This is a genomic window from Actinoplanes sandaracinus (assembly GCF_030009775.1).
GTDB lineage: Bacteria > Actinomycetota > Actinomycetes > Mycobacteriales > Micromonosporaceae > Actinoplanes > Actinoplanes sandaracinus.
The window spans coordinates 76,632-94,247 of record NZ_JASCTH010000012.1 but is presented as its reverse complement, the minus strand read 5'-3'; the positions used below and the strand labels follow the sequence as shown (position 1 = coordinate 94,247).

The following is a 17,616-nucleotide window of genomic DNA, read 5'->3' as shown; positions in this document are numbered from 1 at the left end:
GTAACTGTTACCGCCGGTAACGTCAAGACTTGTGGAGGACCGGATGACCACCACTCCCACCGAGCGGGACCGCACCGCCACCCGGCTGCTCCGCTCCTCGGCCGAGCACTCGTACGACCCCGAGGTGGAGATCGACTGGGAGGCGCCGTTCGTCGACGGCAAATACTTCGTGCCGCCGCACCGTTCCAGCCTCTACGGCACCGCCCTGTGGGAGCGGATGACCGAACAGCAGCGCGTCGAGCTCACCAAACACGAGGTCGCCAGCATCGCCGGGCTCGGTGTCTGGTTCGAGACCATCCTCATGCAGCTGCTGGTCCGCGAATACTTCAAACAGGACCCGACCGCCCCGCACGCCCAGTACGCCCTCACCGAGATCGCCGACGAGTGCCGCCACTCGGTGATGTTCGGCCGCATGATCGCCCGCCTCGACGCGCCCCTCTACCAGCCGGTCGGCGTCAACCAGTGGCTCGGCAAGTGGATCGCCCACACCGGCGTCGGCCCGCGCATGTACGCGGCCATCCTCATCGCCGAGGAGATCCTGGACACCCTGCAGCGCGAGGCCATGAACCACGAGGACGTGCAGCCGCTGGTCCGGATGGTCTCCCGCATCCACGTCGTCGAGGAGGCCCGGCACGTCCGCTACGCCCGCGAGGAGCTCGCCCGCCAGATCCGGGCCGCCGGCCGCGGCCGCCTCGCCTTCGACAAGCTGGTCATCGCCCGGGCCGCCTATCTCACCGGGAGGCGCCTCATCGACCCGCGGGTCTACCGGGCCGTCGGCATCGACCCGGAACAGGGGCGGCGCGCGGCGCGCGCCAACCCCCACCACCGCGAGACCATGCGATGGGCGGGGGAGCGAGTGGTCGCCTTCCTCTCCGACCTCGACCTCATCGGTGGCCCGGGCACGGCGCTCTGGCACGCTTCCGGCCTTCTTCCGCGTACGGCCTGAGCCGCGCCGAGGACGACCGCCACATCGATGCCCTGTCGCCGGCGCGTGTGCGAGGGGCAGTCGCCGATGCCGCGCCGCCCGTGTCGTCCCGGCCGAAACCGGACCGGGTGTGCGACATCGCGCCGCGAAGCCGCGCCAGGAGCGAAGTCCTCCCGCATCGGCGCCGCCGGCCACCGGTGTGCCCATTAGGCTCGATGTCACCGAGAGTGATCATCCGGGTGAGGAGGGTCCCATGAGATGCAGCGGCACCTATGAGTACCTTGACAGCGCCGGCGCCGAGGAGCAGGCCCGGCTCGACGCCGTGCACCGCTATCAGCTCGTGGACGAGCCGGTCGAGGAGACGTACGAACGGATCGCGTTCATCGCCGCGGCCCTCTTCGACACTCCGATCGCGACGGTCTCCCTCGTCGAGCAGCATCGCATCTGGCTGGTGGCGGCTCATGGCCTGCCCGGCGTCCGTGAGGTCGGCCCGGAACCCGGCCTGTGCGGATCGGCCATCGCCCAGGACGGCGTCTACGTGGTCAACGACGCCGCCACCGACCCGCGGACGCACGAGCACCCCCTGGTCCGTGGCGAGCTGGGACTGCGGTTCTACGCGGGGGCGCCGATCCGGACCCACGACGGCTACCGGCTGGGCACGGTCGGCGTGATCGACAGCCGTCCACGGGAGACGACGGGACGACAACTGACCGCGCTGGCGCACCTGGCCGCCGCGGTGACCGACGAGCTCGAACTGCGCCTGCTGGTGATACGCGGCGCCATGGCCGAGCAGCGCATGCGGGAAACGGTCGACGATTGAGGGCGCCCGTCCTCTGACCGTTCTCACACTGACCGTTCTCACAAGAGCGTCGAGATCCGGGTTCCGGTCTCGTACGAGCTGATGATCGCGTCGGCGAGCCGCAGGGCCCGGCGGCCCGCGCCGATCGGTACGGGAGGCGCGGCGCCGGCCCGCAGTGCGGCCAGCAGCTCGTCGACGTGGCGGTCGAAGGTGGCGTGGAAACTGCGGTCGGTGTCGTTGAAGTAACCGGCCTGCCAGACGTGGGCGGTCTCGTCCTCGGCGCGCTGGAAGCTGTACCGGCGCACGGTGTCGTCGATGAGGATCCGCCCGGCGGTGCCGTTGAGCTCGACCCGATGGGTGTCCTGATAGGCGTAGGACGAGTCGTACGAGCCGACGAGGCTGCCGACCGCGCCGTTGCCGAACCGCGCCGCCACGACCAGCGTCGACCAGCCGTGCCCGCTCGGGTCGGCCAGTTGCGCCACCACCGACTCGATCGGGCCGCACAGGTGTTCCAGCAGGTCCAGGCCGTGGCACTGGGTCTCGATCAGGTTCGCGTGCGGATGCCGGCTGGTGCCGGGCTCACCGCCGAAGCGCCAGGTGGCGAAGGCGAGCCGGCCGAGGTCGCCCCGCTCGACGGCGGCGACGGCCAGGCGGACCGGCTTGGCGTACCGGTGGTTGAAGTTGATGCCGACGAACGGGTTCCACCGGGCCGCTTCGGCGACCAGGATGTCGGCCTCGTCCGCCGCGAAGACGAGCGGCTTCTCCAGCAGCAGCGGCACCCCGGCCCGGATCAGCCGCAGCGTCGGCTCGTAGTGCCGCTCGTTCGGCAGACAGACGGTGACCAGGTCGGGCCGGGCCCGTTCGAGCATCTCGTCGAGGTCGACGAAGGCGGCGGCGCCGAACTCGGCGGCGCGGGCCGCGGTCCGGTCCGGGTCCCGGCCGACGACGGCGACCAGCGACGTGTCGGCCCGGCCGGCGAACAGTTCCGCGTGGTGCCGGCCCCACCATTCACCGGTGCCGACGACGGCGACCCGCACCGGCGCCACGTCCGGAGCCGGCCGGGGCCGGACCACCCCTGGCGCGTATCGTGCCGCGGCTCTCATCGCGTCCTCCGGCGGGTGAGACGGGACTGGATCAGCACCACGACGACGAGGAACGTGCCGCTGACGACCTGTTGGTAGTACGCGGTGAGGGTGCCGACCTGGTTGATCAGGTTCTGGATCACTTTGAGCAGCAGCACCCCGGCGAGGGTGCCGCCGAGCGTGCCGGCGCCGCCGGTGAGCAGGGTGCCCCCGATCACCACGGCGGCGATCGCCTCCAGTTCCCGGCCCTCACCGATGGTGGGCAGGCCGGACTGGGTCTGCGCGGCCACCAGCACCCCGGCGATGCCGGTGAGCAGCGCGCTCAGCACGTAGACCAGCACCCGGACCCGGGCCACCGGCAGACCCATCAGCTCGGCCGCCTCCTGGCTGTCGCCGACGGCGAAGGTGGCCTGGCCGAACCGGGTCCGGTTGAGCACCACGACGCCGGCCGCGAAGGCGGCCAGCGCGAACCAGACCGGCGCGCTGAGCCCCAGCCAGCGGGCCTGGCCGAGCTGGGTGAGGGCCAGGTCGGCCGGGATGATGTGGACGGTGTTGCCCTCGTCGGCGACGGCGAACGCCAGACCGCGGGCGAAGAGCAGGGCGGCGAGCGTGACGATGAACGGCGCGATCCCGGCCCGGCCGATCAGCAGGCCGTTGACCAGCCCGATGACGCCGCAGACGGCGAGGGGGAGCAGCACGGCGGCGAGGGTGCCCCAGCGGGAGCCGTACGCGGTGAGCACCCCGCTGAGCGCCAGGAGCGAGCCGACCGAGAGATCGATGCCGCCGCTGAGGATGACGAACGTCATGCCGGTCGCGATGAGCAGCAGGTACGAGCTGTCCAGGGCGATGTTGCCGAGGTTGCGGCCACTGGCGAAGCTGCCGCCGAAGGTCAGGGAACCGGCGACGAGCACCAGGGCGAGCACCACCGGCGTGCCGGCCCGATCGGGCCGCCACCAGAGCAGGCGGGTCACGGCCCGGGGCCCGGCGCTCGCGGCGGTGGCGTTCTCGACGGCGGTCATGCCCGGCTCCGTCCGCGCTGGACGTACACGGCGGCGATGATGATGCCGGCCTGCAGCATGCGGGCCGCCGAGTCCGGCAGGTCGTGCTGGATCACGGTGGCGGTGATCAACTGCATCAGGAGGGCTCCCATCAGCGTGCCCACGATGCGGACCCGGCCGCCGGACAGGGGGGTGCCGCCGACGACCACGGCGGTGATCGCGCTGAGCTCGATGAGCAGGCCGACGAACGAGGGATCGCTGGCGCCCTGCCGTGCCGTGCTGAGCACCCCGGCGGTGGCGGCCAGCACTCCGCTGACGACGTAGACCGTGACCAGAGTGCGTTTGACCGGCAGGCCGGCGAGGGCGGCCGCGGCGTGGTTGCCGCCGACGGCCAGCAGCCGGCGTCCGAACGCGGCCCGGTGCACCGCGACCGCCGCCGCCCCGGTCACCACCAGCACCAGCAGCACGCTGATCGGGACGCCGAGAACCGCGTCGTTGCCCAGCGCGCCGAGGACGGGGTCGAACATCTCGGTGAGCCGCCCGTCGGCCAGCACCAGGGCCAGTCCGCGGCAGGCGACCAGCGTGCCGAGGGTGGCGATGATGGGCTGCATGCGGGCGAACGCGACGAGCGAGCCGTTGACGGCTCCGACCGCGGCGCCGGCCAGCAGGGCGATCGCGACGGCGGGCCAGACGCCGTAGCCGAGGTACAACGGCAGCACGGCGGCGCTGATCGCCATGGTGGAGCCGACCGAGAGGTCGATGCCCTCGCTCGCGACGACCAGGGCCATCCCGATCGCGACGATGGCGACCGGCGCCACCTGCACCAACTGCAGCCGCAGATTGGCCGCGGTGGCGAAGTGCGGCGTGAACGCGAGGTTGAAGGCCAGAAGCACGGCGATCGCGAGGTACACCCCGCCGGCCTGGAGGAAGCCGAGGATGTCCGGCCGGGCACGCCGGGCGGCGAGAGTGTCCGCCATCAGAGGCCTCCCCGCGGTGCCGCGGGAGCGCGCGGCGGCCGGCCGTCCCCGGACGCCTGGGCGATCACACGCATGATGTGGTCCTCGCTGACGTCGTCGCCGCGCAGCATCCCGACGACGGCGCCGTCGCGCAGCACGAGCACCCGGCCGGCGCCCTCGACGACCTCCTCGAGTTCCGAGGAGATCAGCAGCACGCCCAGGCCGAGCGCGGCGAGTTCGCTGATCAGCGACTGGATCTCGGCCTTCGCCCCGACGTCGATACCGCGGGTCGGCTCGTCGAGGATGAGCACCCGGGGGGAGAGGCAGAGCATCCGGGCGAGCAGGACCTTCTGCTGGTTGCCGCCGGACAGTTCCCGAACCCGCTGGCCGGGGCTCGACACCTTGACGCGCAGCCGCCTGACGAACGTGTCCACGATCTCGTCCTGCCGGCGTCGGGAGACGAATCCCGCGGTGGTGAGACGCGGCAGCGCGGCCAGCACGATGTTGTCCCGCACGCTCAGGTCGCCGATGATCCCCTCCGCCTTGCGGTCCTCGGGCACCATCCCGATCCCGCCGCGGATGGCGGCCGCCGGGTTCCAGCGCCGGGCGCGGGCGCCGTCGACGCTGATGGCTCCGGCGTCCAGCCGGTCGGCGCCGAAGACGGCCTTGGCGGTCTCGGTGCGGCCGGAGCCGAGCAACCCGGCCAGGCCCACGACTTCCCCGGCGTGCACGTCGAGGCTGACGCCGTCGAGCACCGGCCGGCGGGTGAGCCCGTCGGCGCGCAGCACCGGTGTGCCGGTGGCCTCGGGTATGCCGGTGGTCCGGCCCCGCTGGTCGCTGACGGCCGGGTCGCTGAAGGTGGTCGTGCCGTGCCTGCGGATCTGGTCGGTGTCGCGGCCCAGCATCGTGGCGACCAGCCGCAGCCGGGTGGTGCCGGCGACCGGTCCGGTGTGCACCAGGCGCCCGTCGCGCAGGACGGTCACCCGGTCGCAGATCCGGAAGACCTCGTCGAGCTTGTGCGTCACGTAGAGCACCGCGACCTGACGGCGGCGCAGCAGCGCCACGACGTCGAGCAGCAGATCGACCTCGCGCGGCTCCAGCGACGAGGTCGGCTCGTCCATGACGACCACCCGGGCGTCGGTGGACAGCGCGCGGGCGACGGCGATCATCTGCTGCACGCCGAGGCCTAGTTCGCCGAGCCTGCGCCGTACATCGACGGTGATCCCGTACCCCGCCAGGATCGTCCTGGCGTCGCGGCGCATGCGGCGGAAGTCGATGAGGCCGAGCCGGTTGGTGGGTTCCCGGCCCAGGTACAGGTTGCCGGCGACGCTGCGCATCGGCACCAGGTTGACCTCCTGGTAGATGGTGCTGATGCCGGCGGCCTGCGCGTCGCGGGGGTGCGCGAAGGCGACCGGCTCGCCGAGGTAGCGCACCTCGCCGCCGTCCGGCCGGTACACGCCGGTGACGAGTTTGATCAGCGTGGACTTGCCCGCGCCGTTCTCGCCGACCAGTGCGTGCACCTCGCCGGGGCGCAGGTCGAGACAGACGCCGGTCAGGGCACGAACACCGGCGAAGTGCTTGCTCACCGACCGCACGTCGATGGCGGGAGTGGTCATCGGGGCCGCTCACTCTCCACGGGGGCCGCCGGGGGAGGGACTCCTGCCCTCCCCCGTCGACAGGGTCGGGCGTCAGTAGGCGTTGGCGAGTTCCGAGCGGGCGTTGTCCTTGGTGTATTCCTTGTCGGAGATGATGGCCTTCTCGACGACGCCCTTGCCGCTGTAGAAGTCGTCGAGCGCCTGGAAGGCGAGCGGCCCGAAGCGCGGGTTGGACTCGATGACGCCGGCGATCCAGCCGTCGAGGATGCCCTGTACGGCGCCCTTCGTACCGTCGATGGTGATGATCTTGATGTCGCCCGGCTTCTTGTCGGCGCCCTTGAGCGCCGCGACCGCGCCGAGCGCCATCTCGTCGTTCTCCGCGTAGATGGCGGTGATCCCGGGATTGGCGGAGATGAGCTGTTCGGTGACCTTCTGGCCCTTCTCCCGGGTGAAGTCGCCGGTCTGCTCCGCGACGACCTTCAGCGGGGAGTTCCTGGCGGCCAACTGGTCCTTGAAACCCTTGGTGCGGTCGACCGTCACGTTGACCCCCGAGGCGCCGAGCAGGATCGCGACCTCTCCCTGGTCACCGGTCGCCTTGATCATGGCGTCCGCGGCGCGCTGGCCCTGTACGACGAAGTCGGAGCCGATCCAGCCCAGATAGTCCTTGCAGGGTGTCTTCGTGGTGAGCAGCCGGTCGATGGTCATCACCGGCACCTTGGCGTCCTGCGCCGCCTTGAGCGCGGGGTCGAGGCCCTCCGAGTTGAGCGGCGAGATGATCAGCGCCTGGGCGCCCTGGGCGATCATGCCCTGGATGTCGGCGATCTCCTTGTTGAGGTCGGACTGCGCATTGGTGGTGATGAGCTTGACGCCGCGCTTGGCCGCCTCCTCCTTGATGGACTGGGTCTCGGTGATCCGGAACGGATTGGCCTCCTTCTCCGACTGGGCGAAGCCCACGGTGATGTTCTTCAGGTCGAGCTTCGGGACACCGCCGTTGTACCGCTCCGGCGTGCATCTGGTGGTCCCCGAGGTGGCCTGGACCTGCTGTGCCGCCGAACTGTTCGTGCCGGGATCGCCGCCGCCGGTGGGATTGGTGCAGCCTGCGGCGACCAGGAGCAGGGTCAGCGCGGCGCCGGTCGCGGCGCCACGGGTGAGTCGTCCGGGGAGAGACATCGCTGGCGTCCCTTCACATGGAGGTATGACGGACCAGAGCCCCGCGCGACGAGGTCAGGTGCGCGGGTGCCAGAAGTTGAAAGAGTTTGACTCGAACTTGGCCAGAGCGTAGTCACCTCATGGCAGGACTTGTCAATGGCGTGACCGGAATGGTCAGAGATGGTCAAAGTTGACGATGAAGGTGGCGGGCGCCGGGTTACGCGAGGTGGACGTCGACGCCTTCGGCGCGGAGCCGCCGCACCACGTCGGGATCCGCCGCGCGGTCGGTGACCAGCACGTCGATCCGCTCGCTCGGCACCGTCTGGCACATCGTGTCGTGGCCGAGCTTGGTGTGGTCGGCGAGCACGACGACCTGCTTGCCGGCGGCCATCATCGCCTGGTCGGTCGCCGCCGCGAAGACGTTGGGCGTGGTCAGACCGCGCTCGGTGGTGACGCCGTCGCCGGAGAGGAACACCTGGGCGCCCCGCAGCCCCGACAGCGCCTGCTCGGTGATCGGGCCGACCACCGCGCCGATCGAACGGCGCAACGCGCCCCCGACGAGCACGACCTCGATCTGCGGTGCGCCGATGAGCTGCTGGGTCACCGGGATCGAGTTGGTCACCACGGTCAACTGGCTGATCCCGGCGAGCCGCCGGGCCAGCGCGGTGGTGGTGCGCCCCGGACCGAGCAGCACGGCGCTGCCGGGCACGACGAGCCCGGCGGCGTAGGCGGCGATGGCCTCGCGTTCGGCGTGCACCGGATCGGCCGGCGCGCCGTCACCGGGCGCCGGAGGTGGGCTCGCGGCCGGCTCGGCCGGCGTGACCGGCGCGGTCCGCGGCGCCGCGCGCCCGGCGGGCAGCGGGCCGGCGCCGCCGCGCGTCGCGATGAGCAGGCCGTCGGCCACCATCGAGCGCAGATCCCGGCGCACCGTGGACTCGGAGATGTCGAGCGCCTCGGCGAGTTCGCGGAACGAGACGTAGCCACGGTCGCGGACCTGCTCCAGCAACCGTCGACGCCGCTCGGCGATCAGCACCCCCGACACCTCCCTCCGTGTGGTCGATGCAGAATATGTCAGATCCTGTCACCGCTGTCGAGCAGGGCGCGGAAGCGCGCGTACGCGGCGTCGGCAGCGTCCGAGGATCGCGGCTCGAACCGCCGTGGTGGCAGCGAGGTCCGCACGATCTCTCTCATCTCGGCCAGCGAGGACAGTTCCCCGGCCGCCCGGGCCTGGATCAGCAGATTGCCGACGGCGGTGGCCTCCACCGGCCCGGCCAGCACCAGCCGGCCGGTCAGATCGGCGGTCAGCCGGCACAGCAGCGGGTTCGCGGCTCCGCCGCCGACGATGTGCACGACGTCGGCGCGGCGGCCCGCCAGCGCCTCGGCGCGTTCCAGGGTCCATCGGTGCTTGCAGGCGAGGCTGTCCAGCACGCAGCGCACCAGAGCGGCCCGGTCCGCCGGGACGGGCTGGGCGCTCGCCCGGCAGAGGGCGGCCAGCCGCGCGGGCATGTCGCCCGGCGCGACCAGGCCGGGCGCGTCGGGGTCGATCAGAGACCGGAACGCCGGTGCGGTGCTCGCGGCGGCGACGAGATCGGCGTACGGCGGTGAGCCCCACGCCGCCCGGCACCGCTGGAGCAACCACAGGCCCGTCCCGTTGCGCAGGAACCGGATGGTTCCGTCGACTCCGGCCTCGTTGGAGAAGCCGGCCAGCCGGGCGGCGTCGGTCAGCACCGGGGCCGGCAACTCCAGTCCCGCCAGCGACCAGGTCCCGGAGGAGATGTAGCCGACGGCCGCCGCCCCGGCCGGGACGGCCGCGACGGCGGAGGCGGTGTCGTGCCCGGCGACGGCCCACAGCGGCACCCGCCGGTCCGTCAGCAACGAGCCGACCCGGGTGCCGGGCGCCACGACGTCGGCGTCGAAGAGCCGGCCCGGTATGCCGAGCGCGTCGATGACGCCGGTCGCCCAGCGGCGGGTGACGACGTCGAGCAATTGGCTGGTGCTCGCGATCGTCTGCTCGGTGGCGAGCCGGCCGCTCAGCCAGTACCCGAACAGGTCCGGCAGCATGGCGAGGCGCTCGGCGATGTCCAGTTGTGGTGAGCCCTCCATCGCGACGAGCTGGCTGGCCGTGTTGATCGGCAGGAGCGCGGTGCCGGTGGTGCGGTACAGCGCGGCGGGATCGACGCGCTCCGCCACCAGTGTGGTGCTGGACTCGGTCCGCCGGTCACGGTAGTGCCACGGGTTGCCGACCAGCCGGCCGTCGCGGTCCAGCAGCGCGAAGTCGTTGCCCCACGCGTCGACGCCGATCCCGGCGACCCTGTCGCCGTCCCGCTCGGCCAGCGCCGCGGTCAGCCCCGCCGACAGGTCCGCGAACAGCGCCAGCACGTCCCAGTGCAGTCCCTGCGGCAGCGTGACCGGCCGGTTGACGAACCGGTGCACCTCCCGGACCTCCAGCCGGCCGTCGCGGAGCGCACCGCGCAGCACGCGGCCCGTCTCGGCACCAAGGTCGACGGCCAAGAACACGGGCATCGCCAGAGCCTAGTCGCGACGACCTCGATTCCCACGCCAGCGGCGGCCCGCTTCACGGAGCGGCTGCCTCGGCACCGTACTGATCGGAAACGATCATTTTCGCGCATGAACAATCGCCATTCCGCGGCATTCTGATGCCGCTTGCCACTCGGGCGGTCGCCTTCGAGGGCACGTCGGTGAACAAGGGTCCGATTCTCGGATCGTCGCCCGTGGATCCGGTGCCCCGCAATAACCGCGGTTCACCCCAGTTTGCGGACATCTGTCATGCCAGCCGTGGCGTTAAGTGGTCAGTTCTGTTCGTTACTGGTCGATCAGTCATTGACGCGTCTGCTGGTGAGCGGTTTACTCCGTAACGAGTCGGTCACCTGGCCGACATCTTGTGAGTTGGCGGCGAGATTCTGCCCGCGGTCCGCCCTTCCAGATCCCGTGGTGCGGGTGTGTGGATCGCACCTGATGATCGAGGAGTCGCAACGCGGATGAACGGACTGCGAAGAAAACGGTGGATGGCCGGCTGCGCCGCTGTGACGGCCGTGCTGGGCTGGGGACTGGTCGCGCCGCCCGGCGCCGCGGCCGCCGCCGGGGAGCCGGTCGAGGTGGTCGTGGACGGGCTCGACGTCCACAAGGACAACGTGAACGGCCTGCCCTATAAGGGACTCGGTCTGATCAGCGCGAACAGCACGAGCAACCTGCTGATGGACTACAAGGCCGAGCATCCCGCGGAGTACTGGCGGCTCATCGACGTGCTGTTCGGCGGGCCGAACCCGCTGATCAATCACGTGAAGATGGAGATGGGGTCGGACACCAACAACTCCACGGGCTCGGACGCCGCGACGATGCGCACGGCCACCGAACTGGCCGACGCCTCCCGGTCACCGGGTTTCCAGCTCGCCGCGGACGCCAAGACGGTCAACCCGGGGCTGAAGGTCTCGATCCTGCGCTGGACCATGCCGTACTGGGTGCAGACCGCATGGAACGCGGGCACCGGACGCGACGAGATGTACCAGTGGTACAAGGAGACGATCCTCGACGCGTACCAGAAGTACGGGTACATGGTCGACTACGTCAATCCGGACACCAATGAGACGACGAACCCGGACATCTCATTCATCAAGTACTACAAGAACGCGATCCTGTCCGACACCGACTTCGCGAACCCGCGGTACGGCATTCCCGCCGCGGAGCGGGCGGCGGTCGAGGCGGCCTACAAGAAGATGAAGATCGTCGCGTCGGACGAGAACCAGACCAAGAACATCGGGCCCGCGCTGCTCAACGACGCGGAGCTGTTCGAGATGGTCGACGCGGTCGGATACCACTACAACACCGACGACCGCTACGACGGGGCCACCACCAGCAACACGTACGAGCCGTACACCAAGCTCGCGACCGGCCGGGACAAGGAGGTCTGGTACAGCGAGGGCGTGGGCTCGTTCGGCTTCACCGACTACCGGGTCAACAACACCGAAGGACCGGGCGGCGCGAGCACCGGCATCGGCGGCCTGCAGAGCGCGCTGGACCTCGCCAACCGCAGCGTCAAGGGATACCACCGGTCCAAGCGGACGCATTACATCTTCCAGCCCGCGATCGGCTCGTTCTACGAGGGCGCGCAGTACAGCCACAAGGAACTCCTCAGCGCGCGTGACCCGTGGTCGGGCGCCATCCACTACGACGCGGCCATCCACGTGATGGGGCACTTCACCAAGTTCGCCAAGACCGGCTGGGAGAACGACACCAACACGGCGGGCATCTGGCGCACCGTGCCCGAGGCCAGCTACAGCGGTGTCAGCGGCACCGAGAACATCGACGGCAGCAACGGCGCGGCGAGTTACCTGACCCTCGCCGACCCGGACAAGCGCGACTTCTCCACGATCGCGGTCAACGACAGCGACCAGACCAAGACGTACCGCGTCACCGCGCGGAACATGAGCCTCGGCGCGGACCCGGCGGCCGAGATCTGGGAGACCCGGGCGGCCGACCCAGGGCAGGCGGCCGACGCCAACTTCCTGCGCCTCGTCACGGAACTCCAGCCCGCGGCCGACGGCTCCTACACCTTCCCGGTGCAGCCGCGGTCGGTGGTCACCTTCACCACGCTCGACAAGAGCACCGATCCGGCGACGGCGCGGCGGCTGCCGCAGTCGCTGCCCCGCACCGTCCTGGACACCGACGCGACGGGCAAGAACCCGAACACCAGCGACACCATCCTGTACGCCGACGACTTCGAGTACGCCCAGGAGGGCACGGTCGAGGTGGGGGTTGGCAACGGCGCGAGCCGGCAGCGCCAGCCCTACCTGGCCTCGCGGGGTAACGAGCCGCGGTACATGGTCGACCAGACCGGCGCCTGGGAGGTCGGCGCCGGCGGCGCGAGCGGTGACAACGTGCTGTACCAGCAGCTCGACCAGTCCATGAAGGACACCGCGGCGTGGAACAGGAACAACCCCAACACGCTCGTCGGAGACTTCCGCTGGCAGAACTACAAGGCCACCGTCGACGTCTCGTTCCCGGACGCCGCGGGCGGGTCCGCCGGCCTGGGCGTACGTCAGCAGACCGGCATGGGGATCAACGACCCCGCCTACAGCATCCGCGTCAACCGGTCCGGCTCCTGGACGTTCTACGAGCACGGCACGGCCGTCGCGACCGGCACGCGGCCCGCGGCCCGCGGCTACACCCTCGCCGTCGAGGCGAAGGGCGCGACCGTCACCGCGTTCGTGAACGGCACCGTGGCGCACCGCTACGTCGACGCGACGCCTGAGCTCGCCGGACGGGTCAACCTCTCCAGTGACTTCCACCGGACCGGCTTCGACAACCTGGTGGTCGAGAAGGTCGACGGCTACGCCCCGTACGCGGTGTCGCTGGTCGACAACATGGATAGCTCGGTCGCCTACGCCGGGACGTGGAGCCGCAAGGCCGCCGCGGGCGACGCGATGGACTGGCACCGCTCGACGTCGACCAGTTCCACCGCGGGCGCCTCGGTCACGATCGGCTTCACCGGCACCGGCCTCGACGTGATCGGCGGCAACAACGGCACCGCCACGCTGGACGTCTCCGTCGACGGGAAGCCGCTCGCCACGAGCGCGGCGACCCTCAGCACCGGCAAGCGCCAGGCCACCTACACGCTGCGCGGGCTCCCCGACGGCCCGCACACGGCCACGTTCGTGCTGCGGTCCGGCACGCTCGTGATCGACGCGTTCACCGCCACCTCCGGTGACGTGGACGGCGCCGTCGACACGACCCCGATCCGCGACGCGCTCACCGCGGTCGGCACGCCGGTGGAGGCCGACCACTCGCCCCAGTCGTGGGCGGTCTTCGCCGAGACCCGCGCCCAGGCGACCGCGGCGCTGCCCGGCCGGCCGGGCCTGGACACGATCGGGACCGCGCAGATCGCGGCCCGGCTCCGGTCGGCGTTCGACAACCTCGTGCGCGGCGACGTCACCGACACGAAACGGGACCTCGGCCTCCTGGGCGCCGTCCGGGCCACGGACGGTCTGCCGGCGACGGTCACGATCGACGGCCGGCCGCACGAGGTCACCTGGACGGCCGCCAGCCGCGACGCGGCACGCAGCCCCTACACGACGCTGCCGGTCGAGGGCTGGACGAACGACGCCTACGTGAACGGCAAGAAGCAGGCGTTCACCGCCCGCTACGAGATCGTGCCCGCATCGCTGGTCTACTACATCGACGGGGGACTGGCCGCCGGCCAGAACTCGCCGCAGTTCCAGGCGGTCACGGCGTCCGACGCCGGCTCGGGGCTGCGCAACGAAGCCGCCGACCAGATCTCGGCCACGCCCGACACCTGGGGATACATCAACGACGGCCTCAACATCAAGGGAAGCACGGACGCCGGCGAGAAGTACTCGACCGGATACTGGGCGGGCGCCAACAAGACCGTCCGCTACCGGCTGCCGCTGGACGCGGGTCAGTACGTACTGACATCCGGCTTCACCGAGTGGTACGGGCAGACCCGGCCCATGTCGCAGACGGTCACGATCGGCGGCACCGTCGTGACCGGCGCCCCGATCAGCCTCACCGCCGCCACCACGCGGGCCACCGGCACGGTGTCGTTCTCCGTCCCCACCCCGACGGTGGTGACCTACACCGTGGCGAAGACCGGCATGCAGGACCCGGTCATCAGCTGGCTCGCCGTCGCCCGGACCGGCGACGTGATCACCGCGCCCGGTGCGCCGACGAACGTGACCGCCACCGCCGGCGACACGACCGCGCACGTCACGTGGACGGCGCCGGCGTCGGACGGCGGCGCGCCGGTCACGGGCTACACCGTGACCGCCCAGCCGGGCGGCACCACCTGCACGACCGAGGGCGCGACCAGGTGCGAGGTCACCGGCCTGCACAACGCGACGGCCTACACGTTCACCGTCGTGGCGCGCAACGAACAGGGCGACTCGCCGGCCTCGGCTCCCTCGGCCACCGTCACGCCGATGTGGATCCCCAGGACCGTCGCCGTCACCGGCGCGGCCCAGGTGACGATCGGCCAGCGGACCACCCTGGTGGCGCGCATCGACCCGCCGCAGGCCGGCCAGGCGGTGACCTGGCGGTCGTCGGACCCGGCGGTGGCCACCGTCTCCGCCGCGGGTGTGGTGACCGGTCTCGCGTACGGCCGGGTCGTCATCACGGCGACCTCCGTCGCGGCGCCGCAGGTGTCGGCATCGCACGCGGTCGCGGTGGTGCCGGCGGCGTGGTCGCCGGCCGTCACCTACCAGGCCGGTGACCGGGTGCTGCACGACGGCCGGGTCTTCCAGGCGCAGTGGTGGAGCCAGGGGCAGACCCCGGGCGGCTCGCCGTGGGGTCCCTGGGGAGAGGTGGGCGCCCCGGTCGGTTGCCGGGAGGGCAGCCATGCCGCCTGGACGTCGTCCTGGACCTACACCGGCGGTGAGGTCGTGCACTACCAGGGCCACCTCTGGCAGGCGAAATGGTGGACGCGCAACCAGCCGCCGGGTGACGCCCACGGTCCCTGGCGCGACCTGGGCGGCGACTGCTGAGTCGCGGCGCTGAGTGAGGCGGGGCGGCGAGATGCCGCCCCGCCTTCGTGTGGGCGCCGCACCGGCCGTCCCGGAGAGGGATTGTGGAATCCTGTCAGCTTTCCGCGATCCGCGGCAACGGGCGTGGCGCCGCCTATAGTCGCCGTCGTGTGCTGACGTGCTCATCGCCGAAGACGACGAACGGCAGGCCGAGCTGCTGCGGCAGTACCTGCGGGCGGCGGGGCACCGGGTGGCCGTCGTGCACGACGGACGGTCCGCTCCGGCGGCGAGGCAGCGGCCACCGGAGTCGGTGACGCTCGCGGCGATGGGCGGCGTCATCGGAACCCTGCTCGGGCTGGTCGCCTCGGCCGGCTACGCGGGGTATCACCAGTGCACCTACGTCGCCGTCATCCGCGGCGGTCCGAACGGACTCACGGTCCATCCGCCGCGGCAGCGGTGGCGGTGGCGGCCGTCGGCTCCGATCGGCGCTGACTCCGTCGTTCACGTGTCAGCTGACACTCCGCAGCGCCTGCCGGACGCCGGCGACATCGTCGGCGAGCCGCCGAGTGTTCGGGTCGAGGCGTCCCTGGAGTGCGCTGATCAAGTACCCGGTGTGAGCATTGCGATGCGCAGCGTTACGCCCACGGGTCGGAGTGACGGATCTCGCACCGGGTGCGCGACGGTTTCAACGAGGTTGCCGGTGTTCCACCGACGGCCGGTCCAGGGCGGTCCGGCCGTCGGCCGCGGGGATCGGGACGGTCGGACGGTGGGCCGTCGCCTCACGGTGTGCGAAATTGTCGCGACGTTCCGCGCCGGAAATCCTGACGCGGGTACGGGGAGCCGCGGGACGCACGCGGCGAAGCCCGGGGGAGAGGAACTGATGGACGACGCGCTGGTGGCCTACAACGCCGGACGGGTGGACGGGGCCGCCGGAGACCGCGACCCGCAGATCGCCGAAGATCCCGAGGTCGGCGCCGACTATCGGATCGGGTTGCTGGACGGGCGGATCGCGGCGTTCCATCTCATCGCCGAAGTGCGCCGGATCCTCGGGGTGGAAGGGTCGCTGTTCGACCGCCCGGACGATGTCACCGGAGCATGATCAACAGGTCACAACACTCTCCGCCGACCAAGTGACCGGCCGTTATTCTGTCGGAAACATTGCTTTGGCGCTCCCGAAACCAGGCCTTAGGACTCTTGCACCGGACGGCGGCACAGGATGGGGACCGGATGATCGAGGGCGCACTGGCCGGATTCACCGTGGCGGTAACCGCGGAGAGACGCCGGAGTGAGATGGCTGCTCTGCTGGAACGACGCGGAGCACGGGTGATCAGTGCACCGGCGATCACCATCGTTCCGCTGATCGACGACGACGCGCTGCACGCGGCGACGAAGGCCTGCATCGGACTGGAACCGCACCTGGTGATCGCGACCACCGGCTTCGGGTTTCGCGGCTGGCTCGAAGCGGCCGAGGGCTGGGGCATGGCCGAGACGCTGCGCGGGTCACTGCGCAACGCGCGGATCATCGCCCGTGGCCCGAAACCGTGCGGCGCGATTCGTGCGGCCGGGCTCATCGAGGACTGGGCGGCTAAGACCGAAGCCTCCGAGGAGGTCCTGGAGCGACTCCTCGCCGAAGGCGTGGCAGGGCAGCGCATCGTCGTGCAGGAGCACGGCGAGCCACAGACCGAGTTCGTGAAGGCGCTGCGCACGGCCGGCGCGGCCGTGGTCGAGGTGCCGGTCTACCGGTGGGCCCTGCCGCCCGACACGGCGCCGGTGCGGCGGCTCGCCGAACAGGTCGCCGCCGGGCAGATCGACGCGGTGACGTTCACCAGCGCGCCGGCGGTCAAAGCGTTCCTCCAGATCGCCGAGGAAGTCGGCGCGGACGTCACGTCGGCGTTCAACAGCGGCACGCTCGCCGCGTGCGTCGGCCCGGTCACCGCGGCTCCGTTCGCCGAGCGGGGGATCCCGGTGGTGATGCCGGAGCGCTACCGCCTCGGCGCGCTGATCAAGACGGTCACCGACGAGCTGCCGCGGCGCGCGGTCCGGCTTCAGGTCGCCGGGACGATCCTCGAGGTACGCGGACACGCGGTCCTGATCGACGGAGTGACCCACGCGCTCGCCCCGGCCGCGATGGCGATCCTGTCGGCGCTGGCCCGCAAGCCCGGCTCGGTGGTCTCGAAGGAGCAACTGGCGGCGGCGCTGCCCCGGGGCAACGACGGGCACGCGGTCGACGTGGCGGTGGCGCGGTTGCGGGCGGCCCTCGGTTCCGGCAAGCACATCGAGACGGTGATCAAGCGAGGCTACCGCCTCCGCATCGACGACGAAGCCGCCTGACCAGCACAATCAACACGTCAATCCAGTCAAGTCAACCCGTCCAGTCAACTCAAGCCATCAAGTCAACATGAGCAACACGTCAATGCGTGCAAGGCGTCAACAAGAGCAGGACGTCAACGTGTGCAGGACGTCAATGCGTGGGGACGTCAACGTGTGCAGGACGTCAACGCATCGATGTGAGCGGCGCGCAAGACGGCAATGCAAGGCAAGACGGCAATGCAAGGCAAGACGGCAAGGCGAGGAAGCACCGCAAGACCGCAAGACCGCAAGACGGCAAGACCGCAAGAC

Annotated in this window: 12 protein-coding genes; 5 read left to right on the top strand and 7 right to left on the bottom strand. The window is 71.0% G+C overall.

Features of this window, described 5'->3' with window-relative positions; genetic code table 11:
* Positions 1-43 precede the first annotated feature (43 nt).
* Complete coding sequence (locus tag QLQ12_RS19435) at positions 44-946, top strand: AurF N-oxygenase family protein (RefSeq protein ID WP_282761621.1); 903 nt, start codon at positions 44-46, stop codon at positions 944-946.
* A 232-nt stretch (positions 947-1,178) separates the two neighbouring features.
* Complete coding sequence (locus tag QLQ12_RS19430; protein WP_282761620.1) at positions 1,179-1,745, top strand: GAF domain-containing protein; 567 nt, start codon at positions 1,179-1,181, stop codon at positions 1,743-1,745.
* A 38-nt stretch (positions 1,746-1,783) separates the two neighbouring features.
* Here QLQ12_RS19430 and QLQ12_RS19425 read toward each other — a convergent pair whose 3' ends face one another.
* The 7 genes from QLQ12_RS19425 to QLQ12_RS19395 form a co-directional block, all read right to left on the bottom strand.
* Complete coding sequence (locus QLQ12_RS19425) at positions 1,784-2,827, bottom strand: Gfo/Idh/MocA family protein (protein ID WP_282761619.1); 1,044 nt, start codon at positions 2,825-2,827, stop codon at positions 1,784-1,786.
* On the bottom strand, positions 2,824-3,825 hold the full coding sequence (locus QLQ12_RS19420) for an ABC transporter permease (RefSeq protein ID WP_282761618.1): 1,002 nt from the start codon (positions 3,823-3,825) through the stop codon (positions 2,824-2,826). The genes QLQ12_RS19425 and QLQ12_RS19420 overlap by 4 nt, the downstream gene beginning before the upstream one ends.
* Positions 3,822-4,781 carry an ABC transporter permease gene (locus QLQ12_RS19415; protein ID WP_282761617.1) on the bottom strand — a complete coding sequence of 320 codons (960 nt, stop codon included), beginning with the start codon at positions 4,779-4,781 and terminating at the stop codon, positions 3,822-3,824. The genes QLQ12_RS19420 and QLQ12_RS19415 overlap by 4 nt, the downstream gene beginning before the upstream one ends.
* Positions 4,781-6,376 (bottom strand): sugar ABC transporter ATP-binding protein, encoded by a 1,596-nt coding sequence (locus QLQ12_RS19410; protein ID WP_282761616.1) that lies wholly within the window; start codon positions 6,374-6,376, stop codon positions 4,781-4,783. Before QLQ12_RS19410 ends, QLQ12_RS19415 begins: the two co-directional genes overlap by 1 nt.
* Positions 6,377-6,448: 72 nt before the next feature.
* Positions 6,449-7,525, bottom strand: a complete 1,077-nt coding sequence (locus QLQ12_RS19405) for an ABC transporter substrate-binding protein (protein WP_282761615.1) — start codon at positions 7,523-7,525, stop codon at positions 6,449-6,451.
* Between the two features lie 196 nt (positions 7,526-7,721).
* Positions 7,722-8,537, bottom strand: a complete 816-nt coding sequence (locus QLQ12_RS19400; protein WP_282761614.1) for a DeoR/GlpR family DNA-binding transcription regulator — start codon at positions 8,535-8,537, stop codon at positions 7,722-7,724.
* Positions 8,538-8,575: 38 nt separating this feature from the next.
* Positions 8,576-10,027 (bottom strand): rhamnulokinase, encoded by a 1,452-nt coding sequence (locus tag QLQ12_RS19395; RefSeq protein WP_282761613.1) that lies wholly within the window; start codon positions 10,025-10,027, stop codon positions 8,576-8,578.
* Positions 10,028-10,503: 476 nt separating this feature from the next.
* Between QLQ12_RS19395 and QLQ12_RS19390 the strand changes: the two genes are divergently transcribed.
* The 3 genes from QLQ12_RS19390 to QLQ12_RS19380 all read left to right on the top strand — a co-directional run bounded on the left by QLQ12_RS19390 (position 10,504) and on the right by QLQ12_RS19380 (position 17,328).
* On the top strand, positions 10,504-15,018 hold the full coding sequence (locus tag QLQ12_RS19390; RefSeq protein ID WP_282761612.1) for a fibronectin type III domain-containing protein: 4,515 nt from the start codon (positions 10,504-10,506) through the stop codon (positions 15,016-15,018).
* Positions 15,019-15,175: 157 nt separating this feature from the next.
* Positions 15,176-16,096, top strand: coding sequence for a response regulator (locus QLQ12_RS19385; RefSeq protein ID WP_282761611.1), 921 nt, complete (start codon positions 15,176-15,178; stop codon positions 16,094-16,096).
* A gap of 128 nt (positions 16,097-16,224) precedes the next feature.
* Positions 16,225-17,328 carry a uroporphyrinogen-III synthase gene (locus tag QLQ12_RS19380; RefSeq protein WP_282761610.1) on the top strand — a complete coding sequence of 368 codons (1,104 nt, stop codon included), beginning with the start codon at positions 16,225-16,227 and terminating at the stop codon, positions 17,326-17,328.
* Positions 17,329-17,616: the final 288 nt, after the last annotated feature.

Excerpts from the sequence above, each read along its gene's own strand:
- QLQ12_RS19420 (WP_282761618.1), bottom strand. The coding sequence starts at position 3,825 with ATGACCGCCGTCGAGAACGCCACCGCCGCGAGCGCCGGGCCCCGGGCC.
- QLQ12_RS19410 (WP_282761616.1), bottom strand. The coding sequence starts at position 6,376 with ATGACCACTCCCGCCATCGACGTGCGGTCGGTGAGCAAGCACTTCGCC.
- QLQ12_RS19380 (WP_282761610.1), top strand. The coding sequence starts at position 16,225 with ATGATCGAGGGCGCACTGGCCGGATTCACCGTGGCGGTAACCGCGGAG.
- QLQ12_RS19395 (WP_282761613.1), bottom strand. The coding sequence starts at position 10,027 with ATGCCCGTGTTCTTGGCCGTCGACCTTGGTGCCGAGACGGGCCGCGTG.
- QLQ12_RS19405 (WP_282761615.1), bottom strand. The coding sequence starts at position 7,525 with ATGTCTCTCCCCGGACGACTCACCCGTGGCGCCGCGACCGGCGCCGCG.
- QLQ12_RS19430 (WP_282761620.1), top strand. The coding sequence starts at position 1,179 with ATGAGATGCAGCGGCACCTATGAGTACCTTGACAGCGCCGGCGCCGAG.
- QLQ12_RS19435 (WP_282761621.1), top strand. The coding sequence starts at position 44 with ATGACCACCACTCCCACCGAGCGGGACCGCACCGCCACCCGGCTGCTC.
- QLQ12_RS19415 (WP_282761617.1), bottom strand. The coding sequence starts at position 4,781 with ATGGCGGACACTCTCGCCGCCCGGCGTGCCCGGCCGGACATCCTCGGC.
- QLQ12_RS19425 (WP_282761619.1), bottom strand. The coding sequence starts at position 2,827 with ATGAGAGCCGCGGCACGATACGCGCCAGGGGTGGTCCGGCCCCGGCCG.
- QLQ12_RS19390 (WP_282761612.1), top strand. The coding sequence starts at position 10,504 with ATGAACGGACTGCGAAGAAAACGGTGGATGGCCGGCTGCGCCGCTGTG.